The following is a 22,987-nucleotide window of genomic DNA, read 5'->3' on the forward strand; positions in this document are numbered from 1 at the left end:
CGCGCGAGTCGTCACCGACGTCGGCTCGACAGCCGGGAGAGGCCTCCGTTGGCCTCGTCGACCGTACCTGCGGCCGACACCAGGTGACGAATCCTGGGACGATCCGATCCGGTGTGAATCAAGTCACACCCCATCCTGTCAGGCGCCGCGCAGGCGAGCAGCGGCCTCCGCGATCAGCTCGTCGGAGCCCGTCAGCGCGACGCGCACGTGCCCGGCGCCGGCGGGCCCGTAGAAGGAGCCCGGCGCGACGAGGATGCCGAGCCCGGCCAGGTCGGCCACGGTCTGCCAGCAGTCCTGCCCGCCCTCGGGCCGCACCCACAGGTACAGCCCCGCGGCCGACTCGTCGACGACGTAGCCCGCGTCCTGCAGCGCCGCGCGGAGCAGCACGCGTCGCGCGCGGTAGCGCTCACGCTGCTGCGCGACGTGCTCGTCGTCGTCGAGCGCGACTGTCATCGCGGCCTGGACGGGACCGGGCACGATCATCCCGATGTGCTTGCGCGTCTCGAGCAGGCGGCCGACGAGCGCCGGGTCGCCCGCGACGAACGCCGCGCGGTACCCCGCGAGGTTCGACTGCTTCGACAGCGAGTACACCGCGAGCAGGTCGCTCACGTCGCCGCCCGTGACGCGCGGGTCGAGGATGCTCGGCACGCCCTCGCGGACCCACGGCTCGTCCCAGGCGAGCTCGGCGTAGCACTCGTCGGACGCGACGACGACCGGCCGACCGTCCCGCCGCGCTGCCTCGCGCGCCGCCGCGACGACCGCCGCGAGCTCGTCGACGCCGAGCACCGCGCCGTGCGGGTTCGCCGGCGAGTTGAGCCACACCAGGCGGACGTCGCCGGAGCCCTCCGCGAGCCGGGCGGCGGGGTCCGCGCACGGCTGCGGGCTCGCGCCGGCGAGGCGCGCACCCACGTCGTACGTCGGGTACGCGACCGCGGGGTGCAGCACGACGTCACCAGCGCCCAGGCCGAGCAGGGAGGGCAGCAGCCCGACGAGCTCCTTCGAGCCGACCGTCGGCAGGACCCCGGCCGGGTCGAGACCTGCGACGCCGCGGCGGCGCGCGAACCAGCGCACGACCGCCTCCCGCAGCGCGGGCGTGCCGTGCGTCTGCGGGTAGCCCGGCGAGTCAGCCGCCGCGACGAGGGCCTCGCGCACCACCGCGGGCGTCGGGTCCACCGGGGTGCCGACCGAGAAGTCGACGATCCCGCGTTCGTGAGCCCGCGCGACCTGCGCGAACGGCGTCAGCGTGTCCCAGGGGAAGTCCGGCAGCGCCCCGGTCAGCAAGCCCATGCGGGCTCAGTCACCGTGGACGCGCAGCGGCAGCGTCGCGATGATCGGGTGGTCCTTGTCGATCTCACCCATCTTCGCGGCACCGCCGGGCGAGCCCAGGTCGTCGAAGAACTCGACGTTGGCCTTGTAGTACTCGCTCCACTGCTCGGGGACGTCGTCCTCGTAGTAGATCGCCTCGACCGGGCAGACCGGCTCGCACGCCCCGCAGTCCACGCACTCGTCCGGGTGGATGTACAGCGACCGCTTGCCCTCGTAGATGCAGTCCACGGGACATTCCTCGATGCACGCCTTGTCCTTGACGTCCACGCAAGGCTCAGCGATCACATACGTCACGGCAGGTCCTCCACTTGACGGGTCGTCCCTAGTATTCCCCACATGCGCGCGCACACGACCTGGTGTCCACCCTGCGACGGGCTGGACGAGCCGTGACCTCGACCACTCCGCGGTCCTGGCGGGACGCGGCGGCCGGGACGCGCGTCGTCGTCCGTCGGCGCCTGCAGGACCCGGCGCCGGACGGGCCGCACCTCACCGACGTCCTCGGCGTCGTCCTCCACGTGGACGACGACGGCCTGACGCTCGACACGTCGCACGGGCCGGCCCGGATCTCCGGGGGCGACGTGGTGCTGTGGAAGCCCATCCCGCCGCCGCCGGAGCGGCGAGCACGACGTCACTGACGCCGGGCGTCAGTCCTTCTCCTCGTCGTCCTTCTTCGGCGGCTCGCCGCACACCACGCGGTTCTGCGGCTTGTACCGCCACGAGTTCGACGTGGTCTCCTCGAGCTTGCCGTCGAGGAAGAGCTTGCGCGTGACCGTCACCGAGAACCCGGGGTTGCCCGCGGACTGCGGCGAGCAGGTCTTGGAGTCGGAGTAGACGGTCGACGGCTGCACGACGCCCGAGCGCCCGCTCGTCGTCGACTCGACCGTGTAGTACTTGGTGCCCCAGATCCGCACGTACGCGCGACCGCCCGAGACCCAGCCCTGCACGAGCGCACCGTACGGCGTGGTGTTCTTCCACTTCATGTCGATGCTGCCCGTGAAGATGGTCGCCTCACGACCCTCGGGGTACCGCGAGAACCACTCGCTGTGCGGCGTGTGGTCGACGTCTTCCATGCCCGCGAGGTACGCGGCGTTGAACGTCGTCGTCGACACCTGCGACAGCCCGCCGCCCCACGCGTCGGAGTGCTCGCCGTTGACGATCGCACCGGCCTGCACGAACCCGTGCGCGCCGTCGATCGGGCCCAGCGAGTCCGTCAGGCTGAACGTCTCACCCGGGCGGACGAGCACGCCCGAGATGTTCGCCAGGCCCTGCGCGATGTTCTTGGTGCGGCGCGGCTCGCTCGTCAGCGGCGTCGAGAACTCGGAGACGATCTCCTTGATCCCGAGCTTCTCCATCGCCTCCGTCGTCTCCGACGGGTCGGTCTGCGACAGCTCCACGGCCGCCGTGCGGTCCTGCGCGTCCGCGACCGCGGCGACCGCGCTCGCGACGTCGTCGGCCGCGACGGTCGTGCCGGGCTCGCCCGGGACCAGCACCGGCTTGTCGTCCTGGAACTCGAAGTGCGCGTCCGAGGCCGACGTCAGCACGCCCTCGGGCAGCTGCGCGACGACCTCCTGAGCGAGTGCCTCGCCGTCCAGCTGCAGGACGAGCCGGCCGTCCTCCGGCTGCATCGAGGCCGCGGCCGCGAGCGTCGCGGGCTGCAGCACCGCGAGCTTGTCCGCGACCGTCACCGAGATCGGCGCCGAGACGAGCGGCTCCGCGACCTCGTCGAGCGCGGCCTGGGCCGCGGCCTGCGTGATCGCCGGCTCGACGACCTGCGTCGGCAGCACGATCGGCTGCGCCGCGACCAGCCAGTCCCGCGCGACGACGTCGGCCGCCGCGTCCTCGTCGAGCGCCCAGCCCTCGGCCGCGTCGGTGAGCACCGCACCGCCGTCGACGAACAGCACCGCGCCGTCGACCGGGGCGAGCGAGAGCGACGTCCCGAGCGCCTCGAGCGCACCCGTCAGCTTCGCCTCGTCGACCTGCGTCACCGGGTCGCTCTCGCCCAGGCCCGCGACCTGGTGCCACAGGCGCAGCGGGTCGGCAAGGTCGACTCCCGTGAGCCCGTCGACGGTCGCCTGCGCGTCGAACGACAGGCCCGCCGTCTGCGGCTCGAGGGTGGCCTGCACGTCGTTCGCCTGGACCGCGACGGTCGTCCCCGTCGACGACGACAGCTCGTCGTCCAGCCGGGCCACCGCCTCGTCAGACGAGAGCCCGCCGATGTCGACGCCCGCGACCGACGCACCGCGCGGCACGCGGTCGGCAGTCGCGTAGCTCGCGCCCACGTACGCGCCACCGAGCACGACGAGCACGCCCGCGCCGATCAGCAGGCGGCGCGGCCAGCGGCGCTCGCGCTCCTCGGGCTCGAACGCGTCGAACGGCGAGGGCTCGCGCGGCGCCTGCGGCACCGTGCCCGCCGTGACTCGCGCCGGACCCACAGGGGGCAGCGGCTGCGTCGGGTCGGCCGGTGCGGGAGCGGGGGTCGGAGCGGGGCTCGCGGCCGTGGCGGCCGGCAGCACGCTCGTGCGGTCCGCACGACCGGGCAGCACCGACGACCGCTCGGGCACCGCACCGGGAGCGACCCCGCCCGTGGGCTGCTGCACCGTGGGCTGACGCACCGTGGGCTGCTGCACCGCGGGCTGCTGCACCACGGGCTGCTGCACCGCGGGGGCTTGGGCTGCGGGAGCGGGGGTGACCGGCGCGGGGGCGGCGGCCGCCGCAGGTCCGGCAGGAGCGGTCCGAGCCTGGGGCGTGGTCACGACCGTCTCGTCGACGGTCGGTGCCATGACCACCGTCTCGTCAGTCGCCGGCGCCATCACCACCGTCTCGGCTGCGCGCGGAGTCGTCGCGGCGGGCTCGTCGGTGACCGCTGCGGGAGCCTCGGATCCGGCCTCGTCGGCCGAGACGGACGTCTCAGCGGCGGCCACGGACTCCGCGGCGGGGGTCGTATCAGCGGCGAGCGCCTGGGCGGACGGCGCGGTCGTGCTCTCGTCCGTGCCGGCGACAGGCTCGGCGGCCTCGGGGGCGGCGGACTCGGTCGGCTCGACCGGTTCGACGACGGACGGCTCGGCGCGCTGATCATCGGACTGCGGTGCGACCTGCTCCGGTCCCTCAGGCGCCACGTCCTCGCTCGGGGCCGAGGAAGCGCCGCTCACGGCCTCGCCGGTGACCCCAGGCGCGGGCTCGTCGGCGATCTCCACGGAGGCGGGCTCGGGCTCAGCCTCCGCGGACGCAGGCTCGTCGGTGACCTCGTCGGACGCCGAAGTATCGGACGCCACCGTGTCGGACGCCACCGTGTCGGACGCCACCGTGTCGGACGCCACCGTGTCGGCCGCCTCATCGGACGCGGTCTCGTGGGCGGATGCCTCGTCGACCGAAGCCGCGTCCCGCGCGACCTCGTCCGCGTTCGTCTCGACAACGGCAGGCTCGTCGGACGGGTGCTCGTCGGCTGCGGGCTCCGCGTGCTCGGGCTCGTCGGACGGCGCCTCGTCGGCGACCTCGTCCGCGTTCGTCTCGACAACGGCAGGCTCGTCGGGCTCGTCCGCGGCAGGCTCGTCGGCGGTCGTCTCGTCGACGGAAGGCTCGTCGACGGGAGGCTCCTCAGCGGTCGTCTCGTCGGCGGTCGTCTCGTCGACGGCAGGCTCGTCAGCGGCGACGGGCTCGTCGGGAGCCCGCTCGTCCGACGGCTCGGTGGGCTCCGTGGGCTCGTCGGCGGGCGGCGCCTCGGTGACGACCGGGATCTGCCGGGTCTCGTCGTGCAGCGCCGCGCGGCGCTCCCCCGCGCCCCAGACCGGCCAGACGACCTCGTCGCCGGACGCTGGCTTCGACGGCTCGTCGTGGTCCGGGCTGTCGACGTCGGTACGGTCGGTCATCGCTTCCCCTGCTCGGTCGTGTTGCGCCCGGCAATTCTACGGTGCGCAGCGCCGAGCCACGCGCACGCGCGCGCCCGTGGCGCCGCAGGTGAGAGGTCTGCCCGACCCCTGCACGTGCGCTCCACGCCGCGTCCACGACCCAGTCGCGTCGCGTGACGGGCGAGCCTCAGCGTACGTCGCGCAGTCGCCCGTCCAGGTGCACCAACCCGCCCGCGTCGGCGGCGCCGCGCTCCGCCACGAGCACCTCGCCGACGACGACGTCGTGGTCGCCCGCGCCGTGCAGCGCGAGCGTGCGGCACTCGAACCACGCAGCCGCCCCGTCGAGACGCACGCCCGACGCGACGGACGCCGCGTGGTGCGGGACGCGGGCCAGCTGGTCGACGGCCGGGCGGCCGGGCGAGGCGAGCCAGTCGGCGACGGGGCCCTGGCCCGCGCCGAGCACGCTCACGGTCCACGTGTCGACCTCGTCGAGGGCGTCGCGCAGACGCGCGTCGGAGTGCACGCAGAACAGCAGGAGCGGGGGCTCGAGCGACGCCGAGGACGCCGAGCTCACGGTCATCGCCCAGACCGTCCGGCGCCACGTCGTCGTGACGACGGCGACGCCCCCGGGCAGCGCGGCGACGGCCCCGCGGAACTCGTCCTTGGTCGCGGTCACGCCGCGCCGTCGGTGCTCTCGGACGCGCGCGGTGGGCGCGGTGGGCGCGGGGTGTCGTCGAACCACCTCCGCGGCGCGAGCGCACCCAGGACGAGCACGAGGATCGACCCCCCGATCCAGGCCCCGCCCAGCCAGGGCGAGTTCACGTTGTCGCCCGCCGGGATCAGCACGTCGCCCCCGGGCCCCGTCTGCGTGAGCACCTGGACGGCGAGGAACACGCCGCCCGCGATCCCGACGTAGGCGGCCCAGCCACCCCACGCGCGCACCATGACGGTCGCGGCGAGGACCAGGGCGAGCGCGGCGAGCAGTCCCCAGGGGGGCAGGCCGCGATGCACGACGGTCCCGAGCGCGCCGATCACGACACCGAGGAGGAAGGCGAGGAAGGCCCGCACGAAGGTCTGCGGGGTCAGCGGCTGCACGGCGTCAGGCTACCGGCCGGACCCCTGCGGGCCAGCCCAGGTCCGGCAGGGGCTCACGCGCGCCGCGCAGCCAGTCCGGGACCGCCACGCGGTACTGCTCCACGGGCAGCACCGGCTCGGCGAGTCCCAGGCTGAGCGCGTACCGCCCGACGAGCGCGGCGTCGCCCTCGACCGGCTCGACGCCCTGCACCTGCGTCGCGTGCGCGCGCAGGGCGGCGAGGACCGCGTCCCGCACGGGCGCGACGTCCACCTCGAGCGCGATCTCGTCGTCGGGCACGACGACGGACGCGAACACGTCGTCGTCCGCCGGGGCGGTCAGTCCGCCGAGGTCGGCTCCCACGGCCCGCAGCGCCCGGCGCGCGGCCTGCGCGCGCGTGCGGCCCTGCGCGGCCCACAGCACGACGAGGACCTCGTACGGCTCGCCGGCCAGTGCCGCGAGCTCGACGGCCCGGTGCGCGACCTCGTGCGCCCGCACGTGGTCGGGGTGGCCGTACCCGCCGCCGGGCTCGTACGTCACGACGACGTCGGGCCGACGGTCGAGGAGGAGCGCCGCGAGCGGCGCAGCGAGCTCGTCGACCGGGCGCACCGAGAACGCCGTGCCGGCAGCGACAGCGTCGGGGGCGGCGACTGCGCGGCGTCCCTCGTCGGCCCAGGCCATGCCGGAGTCCTCGAGGCGGCCCCCGGTCCAGCCGGGCAGGGTGTCGAGGAGGTGGTGGTCGGTGACGCCCAGCGCGGCCGTCGCGGCCGCCAGCTCGGTCTCGCGGTGCGCCGCGAGCGCCGGTCCGTCACCCTCCAGGTGCGCGAGCGCGGCACCGATGACCTCGCCCCGCTCGCCGCGCGTGCAGGTCACCAGGGTCACGGGCCGACCCGCGGCGGCCCAGGTCGCGAGCAGCGACCCGGTGGCGAGCGTCTCGTCGTCGGGGTGGGCGTGGACGGCCAGCAGGCCACCGGACCGCTGCCCCGACGACGAGCTCACGTCAGCCCTTCTTGGTGCGCGACCAGATCCGCGCGCGCTCCGTCTGGTCGAGCACGACCTTGCGGATCCGCACGACCTCCGGCGTCACCTCGACGCACTCGTCCTCGCGCGCGAACTCGAGCGACTCCTCGAGCGTCAGCTTGCGCGGCGGGACGACGTTCTCGAACGACTCCGCCGTCGACGAGCGGATGTTGTTGAGCTTCTTCTCCTTGGCGATGTTGACGTCCATGTCCTCGTTGCGCGCGTTCTCGCCGACGACCATGCCCTCGTACACCTCGGACGTCGGCTCGACGAAGAACGTGCCGCGGTCCTGCAGGTTGAGCATGGCGAACGGTGTCGCGACGCCCGCGCGGTCGGCGACGAGCGAGCCGTTGAGGCGCGTCTCGATGGGGCCGGCCCACGGCTCGTAGCCCTCGGCGATCGAGGACGCGATGCCGGTGCCGCGCGTGTCGGTGAGGAACCGCGTGCGGAAGCCGATCAGGCCGCGCGCCGGGACGACGAACTCCATGCGGACCCAGCCGGTGCCGTGGTTGCTCATGGTCTCCATGCGGCCCTTGCGCTGCGCGAGGAGCTGCGTGACCGCGCCGAGGTACTCCTCGGGGACGTCGATCGTCATGCGCTCCATGGGCTCGTGGACCTTGCCGTCGATCGTGCGCGTGACGACCTGCGGCTTGCCGACCGTCAGCTCGAAGCCCTCACGGCGCATCTGCTCGACGAGGATCGCCAGGGCGAGCTCGCCACGGCCCTGCACCTCCCACGCGTCGGGACGCTCGGTGGGGACGACGCGCAGCGAGACGTTGCCGACGAGCTCCTTGTCGAGGCGGTCCTTGACCTGGCGCGCGGTGACCTTGTGCCCCTTGCCGCCCTTGCCCGCGAGCGGGCTCGTGTTGATGCCGATGGTCATCGAGATCGCCGGGTCGTCGACCGTGATCAGCGGCAGCGGGCGCGGGTCGTCCGGGTCGGTCAGCGTCTCGCCGATCGTGATGTCCTCGATGCCCGCGACGGCGACGATGTCACCGGGGCCCGCCGAGTCGGTGGGCACGCGGTCGAGCGCCTTGGTCTCGAGCAGCTCGGTGATCCGGACGTTCTGCAGGCTGCCGTCGTGCCGGGCCCACGCGACGGTCTGCCCCTTGCGCAGCGTCCCGTTGAAGACGCGCAGGAGCGCGAGGCGGCCGAGGAACGGCGACGCGTCGAGGTTCGTGACGTGCGCCTGCAGGGGCGCACCCTCCTCGTACGTCGGCGCGGGGATCTTCTCGAGGATGGTCGCGAACAGGGGCTCGAGGTCCTCGCTGTCCGGCAGGGCGCCGTCGGCCGGCTGGGTCAGCGACGCGCGGCCGGCCTTCGCCGAGGCGTAGACGACCGGCACGTCGAGGATCGAGTCGAGGTCCAGGTCGGGGACCTCCTCGTGCAGGTCCGAGGCGAGGCCGAGGAGCAGGTCGGTCGCCTCGTGGACGACCTCGTCGATCCGCGCGTCGGGGCGGTCGACCTTGTTCACGACGAGGATCACCGGCAGCTGCGCGGTGAGCGCCTTGCGCAGCACGAACCGCGTCTGCGGCAGCGGACCCTCGGAGGAGTCGACCAGCAGGACGACGCCGTCGACCATCGACAGGCCGCGCTCGACCTCGCCGCCGAAGTCGGCGTGACCGGGGGTGTCGATCACGTTGATGGTCACGCCGTCGGTCTGGCCCGCCGCGATCGCCGCCGGACCCCGGTAGAGCACCGCGGTGTTCTTCGCGAGGATCGTGATGCCCTTCTCGCGCTCGAGGTCACCGGAGTCCATCGCGCGCTCGTCGACGTGGTCGTGCGCGCCGAACGCGCCCGACTGCCAGAGCATGGCGTCGACGAGCGTGGTCTTGCCGTGGTCGACGTGCGCGACGATCGCGACGTTGCGCAGGTCGGCGCGGACTGCCGTACCGGAGACGGACGAGGGCATGCGGGCTCTTCTCGAATCAGGGTGTGGGGGTGCGCGCCGACGGCGGCGCCGATCGATCTTACTCGCTCACCCCGCATCGCGGGGTGTGACGTACGCGTCAGCTACGCGCTCGCCCAGGCCCACCAGTCGGTGAGGTCGGCGCGCGCGAGCTGGAGCAGCGGCACCGCGCCGACATCGGGACGGCCCGCGAGCGCCTCGACGCGCGTCGCCGTCAGGGCCGGTGCGCGCACGAGCGACGTCAGCGCACCTGCCTCGACGAGACGCGCGGCGAGCGCGGCCTCGCCGTCCGGCAGCGCGGCAGGGTCCAGCTGTGCGGCGAGCGCGGCGACCGCCTCGTCCGTCGCGGCGTCCGACCAGCCGGTCACGTTGCTCGCGCCGTCGGTCCCCCACCGCTCGACGAGCGAGGCGACCGGCAGCTCGTCCTGCACGGTCGGCACGAGCGCGACGTCCCAGGTGCCGGGCTCCGCCCACAGCGCGGTGGCCGGGTCGGACGTCGCGGCGACGACCTCGAACCCCGCCTCGTGCGCCTGCGCGGTCACGAGGTCGACGACGTGCGCACGCAGCGGGTCGACCGTGTTGGCGAGCAGCCGCACCGCGACAGGCGTCGTGACCTGCGCCCCGTCGAGCGCGTCGCGCGCGCCGGCGACGTCCGCCGTCCGCGTGTCGACCGCTCCCCCGGCGCCCGCCCCGACCGTCGCGAGCACCGACTGCTCGACCTCCGCCTGCGGCCACAGCGGTGCGACCACCTCGTCGACCACCTGCTCGCGCGGCACGGAGCCCCACAGCGCACGCCGCACCTGCGCCGCGCGCGCCACGTCGTCCGCAGTCACGTGGTCGGGGTCGGTGCCCTGCGCGGCCAGCACTCCCCCGGGAGCGACCTGCGCGACGAGCTGCCACACCGCGTCGCCACCGGCGACGACCCGCGCACCCGCGTCGTCGAGCGCCTCCCGCACGTCCGTCGTCGCGACCGGCGCGACCACGTCGACCTCACCGTCCCGCAGCGCCGTCACCTGGTCGAGGGGGTGCACGTCGGACCGCACGACGAGCGAGTCGAACCGGGCGGGGCGCGAGCCGGTGTACTGCTCGTTGCGCACGAGCTCGACCCGCTGGTCCGGCAGCACCTTCGACACCGCGTACGGCCCGGTGGTGACGGCGACGCCGGCCGCCGCCGCGAGGGCGTCGTCGTCGTAGGCGGTGCGCCACGCGCGGGACAGCGCGCTCAGGTCGTCGTGGTGGTCGGCGGGCGCGGCGAGCGCGGCGACGACGGCCTGTGCCGCCTGCACGTCGTCCTCGACACCGAGCGCCTCCCTGCCGAGCACGTGCGCGGGGAGGTTGACGTCGAGCGCGACCTGCCAGTCCGGCACGGGCCGCGCGTAGACGACCGTCACGCGACCCTCGTCGTCGACCGTCGGGACGGTCTGGGCGTGCACGAGCGCGCGCGAGGTCGCGGCGAATGCGACGCCCGAGTCGAGTGCGTCGCCGTTGACCACCTCGCCGTCGTCGCCCAGCTCGGGCACCACGTCGTCGAGCGAACCCGAGCGCGCCGCCCACTCGAGCAGCAGATCGGCCGCGGTCACCGGTACGCCGTCGGACCAGGTCGCGGTGCGCGCGAGCGTGTAGCGGACCGTGAGCGGGTCGTCCGCGAGCTTCTCGACCGAGCCGAACCCCTCGTCGGGCACGGCCCGCCCCCCGGCGTCGAGCGAGACGAAGCCGTCCTGCACGAGCGAGCGCACGAGGACCGAGCCGGGGGCCCGGCCACGGGGAGTCGCGGCGTTGAGCGAGGCGAACGGCACGTCGACCGCCACGACCACGCCGCCCGTCAGCGAGGGCAGCGGCGCGGGGTCGCCGGTGCAGCCGACGAGCGCGGCGAAGCCCACGGCGACGGCCGCGGCGAGGGCAACACGCTGCGTGACCGGTCGTCGTGCCACGCTCACCCCCCGCCCGCGCCGGGCACCGTCGGGACCGTCAGAAGCCGCGCCCCGCCTCGCGCTCGTTGTCGACCTCGGAGATCTCGTGGATCTCGCGACGCGTCGCCTCGTGCGCCTGGTGCGCCTCGTCACGCGCGAGCTCGAGACGCTGGGCCTCGAGGAGCGCGTCGCGCGCCTCGCGGCGCTCCTGCTGCGCCTCGGGGTCCGGCACCGGCACCGCCGCGAGCAGACGCTGCGTGTACGGGTCGACGGGGTGGTTGACGACCTGCGCGGTCTCGCCCACCTCGACGAGCTTGCCGTTGTGCATCACCGCGATGCGGTCCGAGAGCATCTCGACGACCGCGAGGTCGTGGCTGATGAACAGGCACGCGAACCCGTGCTCGCGCTGGAGCTCCTGGAACAGCTCGAGGACCGTCGCCTGCACCGAGACGTCGAGCGCGGACGTCGGCTCGTCGGCGACCAGGAGCTGCGGCTCGAGCGCGAGGCTGCGGGCGATGCCGACACGCTGGCGCTGCCCGCCCGAGAGCTCGTGCGGGTAGCGGTTGCGCATGGCGCGCGGCAGCTGGACCTGGTCGAGCAGCCGCTCGACGGCGCGCTGCATCTCCTGGCCCTTGACGCCTCGGTGCAGCAGCAGGGGCTCGGCGATCGACTCGCCGATCGGCAGCCGCGGGTTGAGCGAGCTGCCCGGGTCCTGGAAGACGATGCCGACCTTGGTGCGCAGCGGCTTGAGGTCGCGCATCGACGCGCCGACCATGTCCTGGCCGACGATGCTGAGCTTGCCGCTCGTGACGGGCAGCAGGCCGACGATCGCGCGGCCCACGGTGGTCTTGCCCGAGCCCGACTCGCCGACGAGACCGACGACCTCACCCTTGCGGATCTGGAGGCTCACGCCGTCCACCGCCCGGAACGCGGGCGTGCGCCGGCGCCCGGGGTACTCGATCACGACGTCCTGCGCGTCCAGGACCAGCGGACGGTCTTCGTCCGACGCCGTCGAGGTCGCCGGCGCCGTGCCCGCCCGCTCGGCCGCCGCCGCCTCGGCGCTGCGGCCCAGGTGCGGGACGGCGTCCAGAAGCTTGATCGTGTACGGGTGCTGCGGGCGGGCGAACAGCTCGCGCGCCTCACCCTGCTCGACGACCTGGCCGTCCTTCATCACGAGGATCTTGTCGGCCATGTCCGCCACCACGCCCATGTCGTGCGTGATGAGGACGATGCCCGAGTCGATGCGCTCGCGCAGGTCGCGCATGAGCTTGAGGATCTCGGCCTGGACGGTCACGTCGAGCGCCGTGGTCGGCTCGTCGGCCAGCAGGAGCTTCGGGTCGCACGCGAGCGCCTGCGCGATCATCGCGCGCTGACGCTGACCACCCGAGAGCTGGTGGGGGTAGGAGTCGATCCGGACCTCGGGGTCGGGGATCTCGACGAGCGTGAGCAGCTCGAGCGCGCGCGCACGCGCCTCGGCCGGACCCATCTCGAAGTGCGTGCGCAGCGTCTCGACGATCTGGAACCCGATGGTGAAGACCGGGTTCAGGGCCGTCATCGGCTCCTGGAAGATCATCGCGACCTCGCGGCCGCGGATGCGTCGCAGCTTCGAGGCCGACATGCCGATGAGCTCACGGTCGCCGAGCTTCGCCGAGCCGCGGGCGCGACCGTTCGGCGGCAGCAGGCCCATGAGCGCCATGGACGACTGCGTCTTGCCCGAGCCGGACTCGCCGACGATCGCGAGCACCTCGCCGGGCCGCACGTCGTAGGAGACGCCCTGGGCCGCGGGGTACCACGTGCCGTCCACGTAGAAGTCGACGCCGAGGTCGCGGACCTCGAGCACGGGAGCGCTCGTGTCGGCGGGAGTCGGCGCGTCGGTGGTGTCGATGGCCACGGTCAGGATCCTTCCGGGGTCAGGTGGCGGCGCCCGGTCAGGGCCGCGCTCACCTGCTGGTCTGGGAGCATGGCGGGGTGGGTCCCACGCTGAGGTTCTCGTCGAGGTACGGACGGTGGCTGACCGTCGCGGCCGGTGCGGCCGGTGTCGTCGCTGTGGCGTCGATCGCCGCGACCGACGGTCTGGCGGCCGCGCTGCGCGCGCTGCCGGTCACCGGTCTGCTGGTGCTGCTGCTCTGGGCGGCGTACTGGCGCCCCGAGGTCGAGGTGTCCGACGGGGGCATCACCGTGCGCAACGTCTGGCGCACGGCTGTGATCCCCTGGCCGACGTACCGTGACGCCGAGGTGCGGTTCAGCCTGCGGATCGAGACGACCGACGGTGCGGTCGAGGCGTGGGCCCCGGCTCGCAGCAGCGGTTCCGCGCGCTGGCTGAGCCGCCGCGGACCGGCGGCGCCCGCACTGCCGGCCGACGACGAGCGTGTCGACGGCACGGCCGAGGACGCACTGCGCGCGATCGTGGACCGGCACGCCGCGCTCGCTCGCGCGGGACACCTCGATCGCGCCGAGTCCGCCGTGGCGACCGGCGCCGTGCACGTCGCACGGGCCTGGCACGCGCGCCTGCTCGGCGCGACGCTCGTCCTGCTGGCCGCGAGCGTTCTCGTGCTCGCGGCCTGAGCGCGCGGCGGTGACCCCGGCCGGGGCCGGGGTCACGCGCACGGTGCTGGTCGTCATGGCGGTCAGGCCGCGCCCGGGCCCATGCCCACGTTGCGGCCGTCGATGTGCGGCGGCATGGTCGTGGTCCGCGCCTCGGCCGCGGCGAGAGCCTTGGCCATCTTGCGCTCGGACGGGATGCGCTTCTGGCGCGGGTCGAACGCGTCACGCAGGCCGTCGCCGATGAAGTTGACGGTCAGCGCGATGACCACGATGAACAGACCCGGCCACCAGAACAGCCAGGGCCGCGTCGAGAACGCCTCCTGGTACTGCTGGATGAGCTGGCCGAGCGAGATCGTCGGCGGCTGGATGCCGAAGCCCAGGTAGGACAGCGCGGTCTCGAGCAGGATCGCCGAGCTCATGAGCAGCGTGGTGCTCACGATGATCGTGCCGATCGCGTTGGGCAGGATGTGCTTGAAGATGATCCGCCGGCTGCTCGCGCCCGCCACGCGCGCGGCGTCGACGAACTCCCGCTCACGCAGCGCGAGGAACTCGCCACGCACGAGGCGCGCGAGGCTCGTCCACAGGACCAGGCCGAGCGAGACCGCGAACAGCACCCCGGACACCTGGCCGGCGAGCTTGCCGATCACGGCGCCGATCACGATCGTCGGGACCGTGATGAACAGGTCCGTCGTGCGCATGAGGAGCGTGTCGAGGCGGCCGCGGAAGAAGCCCGCGAGCGAGCCGACGAGCACGCCGATGCCGCACGCGACCAGGCCGATGATCACCATGACCATGAGCGAGGTCTGCACGCCGTGCATGACGCGCGCGAACAGGTCGCGCCCGAGCTCGTCCTGGCCGAACGGGTGCGCACCGATCGCGAAACCCTCGCCGCCGAGCCAGCTCGGCAGCGTGAAGGTGGGCGCGCCACCGGGGTTCACGACGTCGAGGTTGGTCTCGTAGCCGGTGTACTTCCACCACCCGGGAACCGGACCGAAGCCCACCGACGTGAAGGCGAGCAGGACGACCGCGATGAGCAGGCCGAGGCCGGCCATCGCGCCCTTGTGCCGGAAGAACCGGCGACGGACGATCTCGCCCTGGGACAGTCCGACGACGTCCTTGAGCTCGATCTCGTTCTCGGTCCGCTCGTTGCGGTCGGCGGGCAGCTGGGGGTCAGGAGAGGTGCTCATGCGTCCAACCGGATTCTCGGGTCGATCACCGCGTAGATGATGTCAGCGACGATGTTGGCGATGATGGCGAGCGAGGCCGTGATCAGCAGGTAGGCCATCACTGTGTCCTGCTCGGCCTCGCCGAGCGCGTGCACGAACAACTGACCCATGCCGGGTCGCGCGAACACGGCCTCGGTGATGACCGCACCGCCGATGAGCGTGATGACGTCGATCGGCACGATGGTCGCGAGCGGGATCAGCGTGTTGCGGAACCCGTGCCGCACGACGACGACCCGCTCCGGCAGGCCCTTGGCGCGCGCGGTACGGATGTAGTCCTGGTTCATCACCTCGAGCATGCTCGACCGCGAGTACCGCGTGTACGCGGCGAACGCGATGAGCACGAGTGTCGCGGTCGGCAGGATCAAGTGGGTGAAGGCGTCAAGCACCTGCACCCAGTAGTTGCCGCCGAGGCCGGGCGTCTGGTCGCCGAACGTGGGGATCGGCCGTCCGCCGAGCGCCTTCGAGTACGGCGGCCACACCTGCATGACCTTGTCGACGAAGATCAGGGCGCCCATCACGAGCGCGACCGCGACGCCGGACTTCGCCGACACGCCCCAGTCCGGCCCGCCGTACAGGCGACCGACGACCCAGCCGATGACGCCGGTGACGACCGCGAGCCCGACGAGGATCCAGAACGCGCCCTCGCCGTCGACGCCGAACGCGTCGCCCTTGAACACGGTCTGCATCGGGAAGTACAGGACGAACCCGATCACGACGACCGTCAGCGCCGTCCACAGCGCCCGGCGGTTCTGCAGGCCCGCGAACACGCCGACGATCGCGAACGCCACGGCACCGCCGATGACGAGCAGCAGGATCGGGCCGATCTTGGGCTCGAGCCACCAGTTCGACAGCTGCAGGTAGGCGAGCATGCCGATCGTCGCGGCGGCACCGATCAGGAACACCTGGCTGCGACGGCGCACCGAGCCACCGATCGCGAGCATCCACAGCACGCGCATGCCGATCCCGACGACGGCGATCGTCGCCCACGCCAGGTTCGGGTCGCGCAGGAAGTCGTTGAACCCGATCGCGCCCCACTGCTTGAGCATCACCGCGACCCAGAACGAGGGCAGCGAGTACAGCAGGAACGACAGGAAGATGATCAGGTAGTCGAACGTCGCGTACTGCCGCAGCGCGCTGACGATCCCGACGGTGATGCCGAGCAGCAGCGACAGGAACGTCGCCGCGGTCACGAGCTGCAGCGTGGAGATGATCGCGTGGCCGATCAGTGAGCTCACCGACTCGCCGGTGCGCCACGAGACACCCAGGTCGCCCTGGAGCACGTCCCCGACCCACTGGAAGAAGCGGATGACGGGACTGGTGTCGAGACTGAGCAGCTCGGTGCGCGCAGCCATCTGCTGTTCCTTGTTGACAGCGGTGCTCTCACGCAGGTCCTTCAAGGGGTCGATCGCCGCGGCGACCAACAGGTACATCAGAAATAGGGCCACGAACAGCGTGGCTAGGCCGGCTAGAAGCCGGCGGATGAGGAATCTCAGCACGGGTGGGCTACCTCTTGGTCGGTGCACCGCGGTCCTGGGGATAGTAGCCCCGCTGGCGCGGTCCGGTTGTATCCGGTCGTGCACGCGCTCAGGGCGCTGGGATGGTGCTCCCAGCGCCCTGAGCAGGAGTCACAGGCCGGCGACACCCGCCTTCCCGGCATCTCGTCGGGAAGGCGGGTGTCACGTGTGTCACTCCGAGGCAGCCTCTCCGGCCGTCCAGTTCCAGAAGCCGTAGAAGATCGTCGGAGCGATCGTCAGCTTCGAGACGTTGCCGATCTTCGCGGGGTTCCAGGCGGTGACGCCGGGGAACTGGAAGATCGTGACACCGAACGCGTCCTTGACGAGCTCGGCCTCGACCGCGGTCAGGATCTTCTCCTGCTCGGCCGGGTCGGTCTCGACCTGGAGCTTGTCGAACTCGGCGTCGACCGTCGCGTTCGAGTAGCCGTAGAAGTTGTTCGTGGCGCCGGTGCGGTAGTTCGCGTCCGACTCGGTCACGGCCGTCGAGGTCGACTGCCAGCCGAACAGGGCCGCGTCGTAGAAGTCGGTCGCGTTCGACAGGTCCGTGCCCCAGTCGGTCTGGACCTCGTAGGGAACCGCGTTGAAGCCGGCCTCGGCGGCGGACGCCTTGATCAGCTCGAACTGGTTGGTGCGGCGCGTGTTGTTCGGGTCGAACAGCACGCGGACCGTCGGGTTGGCGGCGCCGGCCTCGGCGAGCAGCGCCTTGGCGCCGTCGATGTCGACCTCGCCGTACGCCTCGGCCTGACCGTTGCCAGCGACGATGCCGTCGTACATCGGCGAGCCGGGGACCACCGTGTACGAGTCACGCGTCGTGGTCATCGTGGGGTCGAGCGGCGTGATGAGCTTGTCGACGATGTCCTGACGCGGGATCGTCTTGAGGAACGCGTCGCGGACCTTGTGCGCCTTGTCGGCGTCGCCGCCGTAGGTGGCCGGGTCGAACGGGCCGCCGTTGGCGAACTGCAGGTCGACGTGCTCGTAGGTGCCCTCGGCGCCGGTCGCGACCTCGACACCGTCGAGCTTCTGGACCGCCGTCAGGAGGTCGGCCGTGGCCTGCGGGTTGATGAGGTCGACCTCACCGTTCTGCAGCGCCTGGACCTGACCCATCGGGTCGCCGTTGTAGCGGACCGTGACCTTGTTGATCGCGGCCTTGTGGTCACCCTTGTAGTCGGGGTTCGCCGTCAGGGTGATGAACTGGTCCTTCACGAACTCCGTGATGGTGTACGCACCGGAGGTCACGAGGAGGTTCTTGTCGGCGTCGGCCGGCATCTGCGCGAAGTTGAAGTCGGTGCTCCAGACCTTCGCGATCTTCGACAGCGACGCGCTGTCGTTGTCCTGGATCGCCTTGATGACGGCGTCCTGGGCCTCGACGCCGTCCTCGATCGCGAGGGCGCGCTGACCGACCACGTGGGCCGGCAGGTTCATCGAGATGGCCGTCTCCCAGTCGGCGAACGGCTTGTCGTAGGTCAGCGTGATCGACTTGCCGTCGACCTCGGGGACCTGCGTGACGAGCGCCATGGCCGGGCTCGCGGCGTCGAAGTAGACGCCCGCGTCCAGCTCGGCCTGGTTGGTGATCTCACCCGTCTCGGGGTCGGTCACGGCCTCGACGTTGGTGTACTTGCCGCTCTGGGCGGCCCACTCGAGGAGGAGGTCGGCCGGACCGGCCGGCGTGCCGTCGGACCACTGCGCGGTGTCGGCGAAGGTGTACTTGATCTGCAGCGGGTCGTCCGAGAGCTTCTCGTACGAGCCGAACGACGTGTCCTGGACCAGGTTCAGGTCCTCGTCGTAGTAGTTGAAGCCTGCGTTGAGCATGTACAGGATGACGTTGTTCGCCGTCGCGTTGCCGGTCATGCTCGTGCCGTTGGCCGAGTAGAACGGCTGGTTCCACGCGATGTTGACCGAGCTGTCCTGGCTGATCCCGGCGTTGTCGTCCTTGGTCGCGTCGTCGTCGGCGGTGCCGTCGCTCGAGCACGCGGCGAGCGACAGGGCGCTCACGGCGGCGACCGCAGCCAGTGCGGCCTTACGGGTGATCCTCAATTGATCCTCCTGAATGAAGGTGGCGGGTCCCGCCGAGCACTCCGGATGACGAGCACCGGGCGCGACCGGGCGGCGGACCCACCAAGGTTGCGTGCAACGTTAGTCAAGCCAAATCGGGCAAAGTGGGTCCGTCGGCTCGCAGGGGCCGATCGTTACCCGATTGATACTGACCAGTAAGTCTCACCATGTGAGACCGCGACGGAAGTTCGTCCAGAAATATGCCCTTCCTCCAGCGGGAACCCTGTCCAGACCGCGTCAAATCGGCGGCCGCGGCCCGCGAGATGTGTTAAGGGCCCGTAACACGCCCGCTACACGCCCGATACATGCCGGCCACGCCGCCCGCACCTGTCGCGGTCATCCTCGTCTCCGACAGGCTCCCGCGCGCGGTGAACGGCCAGTTCTCCCGCGCGCAGGAGGCGGGCTCGCGCGCGCGGGAGCCGGGGACTCGCCGTGCGGCGCACGACGACCTCTCGCACGGTGAGCGCAGAGTCGGGGCGCACCGGCACAATGCGTCGCGTGAACCCGACCGACCTCGCGCGCCGCGCCGCGCGCACTCGCTGGTTCGCGGCCCTCGGCCGCGCGACGTCGCGGCTCGACCGGCGCCTGCAGCGCGCGACCGACGGCCGATGGACGGTGCTGGGCCGCGCCCACCTGCCGCAGCTCGTCCTCACCACGACCGGTCGCCGCTCGGGCGAGCCCCGCGAGGTCGTCCTGCTGCACGCCGTCGACGGGGGCTCGTGGGTGGTGCTCGCGTCCAACTGGGGCCAGGCGCACCACCCCGCGTGGGCGCTCAACCTGCTCGCGGCCCCGCACGCGCAGGTCACCGTGCGGGGCGCGACGACGCCCGTCGTCGCGCGGGTCGCCGGGCCGGACGAGGTCGACCGTCTGCTGCCGCGCATGCGCGCGATCTGGCCGGGGTACGAGGCCTACGCGCAGCGCGCCGGCCGAGAGCTGTACCTCTTCGTCCTCGACCCCGTCTCCGACGGCACCGCGGCGCCCGCGGGGCCCGGCACGGCCGACAGCGCCGACGGGAGCGACGAGACCGACGAGACCGACGACCAGCCCGGCGGCTGACGGTGCCACCGGCACGGCGCCGACGGCGTCACCACCCTGCGCCGCGTCCGGACGCCGACCACGCGGCTGCCGCTCCGCACGACCAGACACCTACCGTGCGGTAAGTGATTCTGGGCTAGGCTCGCCCCGGGTGTGGAACCGCTCCCGCACGCGCTGCGAAGCCGCCTCCGCGTGCTCCGGACCGGACGCCCGCCCACGCCACCGTCGCCGTGATCGTCGTCGTAAGGACTCCGTCGTGACTGCACCCCACGAGACCGCAGCAGTGCCCGCCGAGCAGACGGCCGGGCCCGCGTACCTCGACCCGACGCTGCCCGTCGCCACGCGCGTCGCCGACCTCGTCGGCCGCATGACGCTGGCGGAGAAGGTCGGCCAGATGATGCAGCTCGACTCGCGCGACGGCGTGCGTCAGCTCATCGAGGACGTCCACGTCGGCTCGATCCTGCACACCTCTCCCGCGCTCGTGCGCGAGGCGCACGAGGTCACGGCCCGGACACGCCTGCGGATCCCGCTGCTCGTCGCCGAGGACTGCATCCACGGCCACTCCTTCTACGAGGGCGCGACCATCTTCCCCACCCAGCTCGGCATGGCCGCGTCCTGGGACCCCGAGCTCGTCGAGCGGGCCGCGCGGATCACCGCGGTCGAGGTCGCCGCCACCGGCATCCACTGGACGTTCTCGCCCGTGCTCTGCATCGCGCGCGACCTGCGCTGGGGTCGCGTGTCCGAGACGTTCGGCGAGGACCCGTTCCTCATCGGCGAGCTCGCGTCCGCGATGGTCCGCGGCTACCAGGGTGACGGCCTGACCGACCCCACCGCGATCCTCGCGACCGCCAAGCACTTCGCGGGCTACTCCGAGACGCAGGGCGGGCGCGACGCCACCGAGGCCGACATCTCCCGGCGCAAGCTGCGCGCGTGGTTCCTTCCGCCGTTCGAGCGCGTCGCGCGCGAGGGCTGCGCGACGTTCATGCTCGGCTACCAGTCGATGGACGGCACGCCGATCACCGTCAACGACTGGCTCCTGACCGACGTCCTGCGCGGCGAGTGGGGCTACACCGGCACGCTCGTGACCGACTGGGACAACGTCGGTCGCATGGTCTGGGAGCAGCAGATCCAGCCCGACTACGCGCACGCGGCCGCCGCCGCCGTCAAGGCCGGCAACGACGTCGTCATGACGACCCCGCAGTTCTTCGCGGGCGCGCAGCAGGCGGTCGCGGACGGCCTGCTCGACGAGGCCGCGATCGACGCGGCGGTCGCGCGCATCCTGACCCTGAAGTTCGAGCTGGGGCTGTTCGAGGAGCCTCGTCGGCCCGACGCCGTCCGCATCGCCGAGGTCATGGGCGTCGCGCCGCACGAAGAGGTCAACCTCGAGCTCACGCGTCGATCGGTCGTCCTGCTGCGCAACGAGGGCGTCCTGCCGCTCGCCGGCGGGTGCACGGCCGGTCCCGACGAGCGTGCGGTCGCGCCCGCGGGCGCCGAGCGCCGGCGCGTGCTCGTCGTCGGCCCCAACGCCGACGACACCGACGCGCAGCTCGGCGACTGGGCCGGTCGCTCGGGCCAGGTCGACTGGCTGCCGGACGGCCACCCGCGCCACATGATCGAGACCGTTCTCGACGGGCTGCGCACGCGCGCCCCGGAGGGCTGGGACGTCACCCACGCGCGCGGCGCGGACATCCTCACGCTCGCGCCCGACCCCGAGGGCGAGTTCTTCCCCGACGGTCAGCCCCGCCCGCAGGTCGTCGTGCCGTGCGAGCCCGACGAGGCGCTCATCGCCGAGGCCGTGGCCGCCGCGCGCGAGTCCGACTACGTCGTCGCCGTGGTGGGCGACCGCATCGAGCTCGTCGGTGAGGGCCGCTCGACCGCGACGCTCGAGCTCATCGGCGGCCAGGTCGCCCTGCTCGACGCGCTCGCCGCGACCGGCACGCCGATGGTCGTCGTCGTCGTGGCGTCCAAGCCGCACGTGCTGCCCGAGTCCGCGCTGCAGGCGGACGCGATCGTGTGGGCCGCGAACCCCGGGATGCGCGGCGGGCAGGCGATCGCCGAGATCCTGCTCGGCCTCGTCGAGCCGTCCGGCCGCCTGCCGATCACGTTCGCGCGGCACGTGGGCCAGCAGCCGACGTTCTACAACCAGCTCCGTGGTCAGCACGGCACGCGCTACGCCGACCTCACGCAGCGCCCGGCGTTCGCGTTCGGCGAGGGCCTGAGCTACACGACCGTCGAGTACGGCGACCTCGAGGTGCTCACCCCTCGCCTCGGCGTGTCCGACGACGTGCAGGCGCGCGTGACGCTGCGCAACACCGGCTCGCGCCCCGCCCTCGAGACCGTGCAGGTCTACGTGAGCGACCTCGTGACCACCACGATGTGGGCCGAGTCCGAGCTCAAGGCGTACCGGCAGGTCGTCGTCGAGCCCGGCCAGACGGTCGTCGTGGACCTGGAGCTGCCGGTCGCGGCGTGCTCGATCGTCGACGCGGACGCGCGGCGCGTCGTGGAGCCCGGCGAGTTCGAGCTCCGGGTCGGGCCGTCGTCGGTGCGGGAGTCCCAGCTCACCGCGCGCTTCGTCGTCGCGGGCTGAACGGCGCAGGTCACGTCTCGACGCCTGCCGGGTCACGGCCTGACAACGACCTGGGTCGATGCGGGTCCCACGGACCCGACAGCGGCTACGGTTGCCGCCATGCAGGTTGAGGTCATCGGCGACCACCGCGTCCTGGTGCTGCCCGGATCCGGTCCGTCTCTCGGCGTGGCGCAGGCGACCGACCTCATCGGGGATGCCTGGGGCTACGACGCGAGCGTCGTCGCGGTCCCGATCGAGCGTCTCGATCCCGCATTCTTCCAGCTCCGCTCGGGCGTGGCGGGAGAGATCGCGCAGAAGCTCGTCAACTACCACCTGCACCTCGTCGTCGTAGGCGACGTCAGCGAGCAGGTGGCCGCGAGCGAGTCGCTGCGCGCGTACGTCACCGAGTCCAACCGGGGACGGCACGTGTGGTTCGTCGCGAACGACGACGAGCTCACCCGGCGGCTCGCGGGCTGAGCCGGCCCACGCTCCTCCGGGCCCCGACGCCCGGATGCCGATGCGGCCCGCGGGCCTACGCGCGGTCCTGCCAGGTGCACAGGCAGATGCGGTTCCCCTGCGCGTCCGCCAGGACCCAGAAGCTCGGTGCGGCGCCGTCGTCGACCAGGCGTCCGCCGGCGGCCACGGCCGCGTCGATGCGCGGCTGCACCTCGCTCGGGTCCACCCACACGTCGAGGTGCCAGCGTTGCCGGGGCTCCTCGCTCCCGGACTGCTGGAACCAGACGGGCGGGAGCGCCTCGGCGGGGTCGCGCACCTCGTCGTCCTGGGCCCGGTAGCCGAGCGTCGCGGCGTAGAAGTCGATCACCTCGTGGTGGTCCGGGCTGTCGAGCGCGAGCTCGACGACAGCGCGCGACGTGCCCTGCAGCGCGTGCCCGGCCTCGGCGGCGAACGCGCTGATGTCGCGCGCGAGCCGCACGTCGCGCTCGGTCACGCCGCCGGCGTCATGGCTC

18 protein-coding genes are annotated in these 22,987 nt (G+C 72.7%); 5 read left to right on the forward strand and 13 right to left on the reverse strand.

The window, feature by feature from the left end; translation table 11 throughout:
* Positions 1-138: 138 nt before the first annotated feature.
* A complete protein-coding gene (gene dapC / locus CGE01nite_RS03295) occupies positions 139-1,287 on the reverse strand; it encodes a succinyldiaminopimelate transaminase (protein WP_141368955.1) in 1,149 nt (382 codons plus the stop codon).
* A gap of 6 nt (positions 1,288-1,293) precedes the next feature.
* Positions 1,294-1,620 carry a ferredoxin gene (fdxA, locus tag CGE01nite_RS03300; protein ID WP_013772042.1) on the reverse strand — a complete coding sequence of 109 codons (327 nt, stop codon included), beginning with the start codon at positions 1,618-1,620 and terminating at the stop codon, positions 1,294-1,296.
* Between the two features lie 92 nt (positions 1,621-1,712).
* On the opposite strand from fdxA, the gene CGE01nite_RS03305 reads away from it, so the two are divergent.
* Complete coding sequence (locus CGE01nite_RS03305) at positions 1,713-1,961, forward strand: putative acetyltransferase (protein ID WP_141368957.1); 249 nt, start codon at positions 1,713-1,715, stop codon at positions 1,959-1,961.
* 9 nt (positions 1,962-1,970) lie between these two features.
* Here the strand turns inward: CGE01nite_RS03305 and CGE01nite_RS03310 are convergent, their stop codons facing one another.
* The 7 genes from CGE01nite_RS03310 to CGE01nite_RS03340 form a co-directional block, all read right to left on the reverse strand.
* The gene (locus tag CGE01nite_RS03310) at positions 1,971-5,192 is read right to left on the reverse strand and encodes a VanW family protein (protein WP_141368959.1); all 3,222 of its coding nucleotides are present in this window, start codon (positions 5,190-5,192) and stop codon (positions 1,971-1,973) included.
* Positions 5,193-5,358: 166 nt separating this feature from the next.
* Positions 5,359-5,847 (reverse strand): flavin reductase family protein, encoded by a 489-nt coding sequence (locus CGE01nite_RS03315; protein ID WP_048344368.1) that lies wholly within the window; start codon positions 5,845-5,847, stop codon positions 5,359-5,361.
* Entirely contained in the window at positions 5,844-6,266 is a 423-nt protein-coding gene (locus CGE01nite_RS03320; RefSeq protein WP_141368961.1) for a hypothetical protein, read from the reverse strand. Before CGE01nite_RS03320 ends, CGE01nite_RS03315 begins: the two co-directional genes overlap by 4 nt.
* Before the next feature lie 4 nt (positions 6,267-6,270).
* On the reverse strand, positions 6,271-7,242 hold the full coding sequence (locus CGE01nite_RS03325; RefSeq protein WP_141368963.1) for a PIG-L family deacetylase: 972 nt from the start codon (positions 7,240-7,242) through the stop codon (positions 6,271-6,273).
* Between the two features lies 1 nt (position 7,243).
* Positions 7,244-9,175, reverse strand: a complete 1,932-nt coding sequence (gene typA, locus CGE01nite_RS03330; RefSeq protein WP_048344365.1) for a translational GTPase TypA — start codon at positions 9,173-9,175, stop codon at positions 7,244-7,246.
* A gap of 101 nt (positions 9,176-9,276) precedes the next feature.
* Positions 9,277-11,103: an ABC transporter substrate-binding protein gene (locus CGE01nite_RS03335; protein ID WP_141368965.1), complete on the reverse strand. Its 1,827-nt coding sequence runs from the start codon at positions 11,101-11,103 to the stop codon at positions 9,277-9,279.
* Between the two features lie 37 nt (positions 11,104-11,140).
* Positions 11,141-12,973 (reverse strand): ABC transporter ATP-binding protein, encoded by a 1,833-nt coding sequence (locus CGE01nite_RS03340; RefSeq protein ID WP_141368967.1) that lies wholly within the window; start codon positions 12,971-12,973, stop codon positions 11,141-11,143.
* A gap of 77 nt (positions 12,974-13,050) precedes the next feature.
* Here CGE01nite_RS03340 and CGE01nite_RS03345 point away from each other — a divergent pair, with 77 nt between their 5' ends.
* Positions 13,051-13,647 (forward strand): PH domain-containing protein, encoded by a 597-nt coding sequence (locus CGE01nite_RS03345; RefSeq protein WP_170210880.1) that lies wholly within the window; start codon positions 13,051-13,053, stop codon positions 13,645-13,647.
* Positions 13,648-13,709: 62 nt separating this feature from the next.
* Here CGE01nite_RS03345 and CGE01nite_RS03350 read toward each other — a convergent pair whose 3' ends face one another.
* The 3 genes from CGE01nite_RS03350 to CGE01nite_RS03360 all read right to left on the reverse strand — a co-directional run bounded on the left by CGE01nite_RS03350 (position 13,710) and on the right by CGE01nite_RS03360 (position 18,400).
* Entirely contained in the window at positions 13,710-14,813 is a 1,104-nt protein-coding gene (locus CGE01nite_RS03350; RefSeq protein ID WP_141368971.1) for an ABC transporter permease, read from the reverse strand.
* Positions 14,810-16,282, reverse strand: a complete 1,473-nt coding sequence (locus CGE01nite_RS03355; protein ID WP_229747249.1) for an ABC transporter permease — start codon at positions 16,280-16,282, stop codon at positions 14,810-14,812. The genes CGE01nite_RS03350 and CGE01nite_RS03355 overlap by 4 nt, the downstream gene beginning before the upstream one ends.
* 255 nt (positions 16,283-16,537) lie before the next feature.
* The gene (locus CGE01nite_RS03360) at positions 16,538-18,400 is read right to left on the reverse strand and encodes an ABC transporter family substrate-binding protein (protein ID WP_048344360.1); all 1,863 of its coding nucleotides are present in this window, start codon (positions 18,398-18,400) and stop codon (positions 16,538-16,540) included.
* A 507-nt stretch (positions 18,401-18,907) separates the two neighbouring features.
* Between CGE01nite_RS03360 and CGE01nite_RS03365 the strand changes: the two genes are divergently transcribed.
* The 3 genes from CGE01nite_RS03365 (at position 18,908) to CGE01nite_RS03375 (ending at position 22,496) form a co-directional block, all read left to right on the forward strand.
* Positions 18,908-19,474: a nitroreductase family deazaflavin-dependent oxidoreductase gene (locus CGE01nite_RS03365; RefSeq protein WP_141368998.1), complete on the forward strand. Its 567-nt coding sequence runs from the start codon at positions 18,908-18,910 to the stop codon at positions 19,472-19,474.
* A gap of 262 nt (positions 19,475-19,736) precedes the next feature.
* Positions 19,737-22,040, forward strand: coding sequence for an exo-beta-d-1,3/1,6-glucosidase (locus CGE01nite_RS03370; protein WP_371857566.1), 2,304 nt, complete (start codon positions 19,737-19,739; stop codon positions 22,038-22,040).
* Positions 22,041-22,139: 99 nt separating this feature from the next.
* Positions 22,140-22,496, forward strand: coding sequence for a DUF4180 domain-containing protein (locus CGE01nite_RS03375; RefSeq protein WP_048344358.1), 357 nt, complete (start codon positions 22,140-22,142; stop codon positions 22,494-22,496).
* 55 nt (positions 22,497-22,551) lie between these two features.
* Here the strand turns inward: CGE01nite_RS03375 and CGE01nite_RS03380 are convergent.
* Positions 22,552-22,987, reverse strand: a 436-nt coding sequence (locus CGE01nite_RS03380; RefSeq protein WP_304364753.1) for a 4a-hydroxytetrahydrobiopterin dehydratase family protein, incomplete at its 5' end; no start/stop codon positions are given.

This window comes from Cellulomonas gelida (assembly GCF_006538725.1).
GTDB lineage: Bacteria > Actinomycetota > Actinomycetes > Actinomycetales > Cellulomonadaceae > Cellulomonas > Cellulomonas gelida.

Excerpts from the sequence above, each read along its gene's own strand:
- dapC (WP_141368955.1), bottom strand. The coding sequence starts at position 1,287 with ATGGGCTTGCTGACCGGGGCGCTGCCGGACTTCCCCTGGGACACGCTG.
- CGE01nite_RS03310 (WP_141368959.1), bottom strand. The coding sequence starts at position 5,192 with ATGACCGACCGTACCGACGTCGACAGCCCGGACCACGACGAGCCGTCG.
- typA (WP_048344365.1), bottom strand. The coding sequence starts at position 9,175 with ATGCCCTCGTCCGTCTCCGGTACGGCAGTCCGCGCCGACCTGCGCAAC.
- CGE01nite_RS03350 (WP_141368971.1), bottom strand. The coding sequence starts at position 14,813 with ATGAGCACCTCTCCTGACCCCCAGCTGCCCGCCGACCGCAACGAGCGG.
- CGE01nite_RS03355 (WP_229747249.1), bottom strand. The coding sequence starts at position 16,282 with ATGTACCTGTTGGTCGCCGCGGCGATCGACCCCTTGAAGGACCTGCGT.
- CGE01nite_RS03365 (WP_141368998.1), top strand. The coding sequence starts at position 18,908 with ATGCGTCGCGTGAACCCGACCGACCTCGCGCGCCGCGCCGCGCGCACT.
- CGE01nite_RS03375 (WP_048344358.1), top strand. The coding sequence starts at position 22,140 with ATGCAGGTTGAGGTCATCGGCGACCACCGCGTCCTGGTGCTGCCCGGA.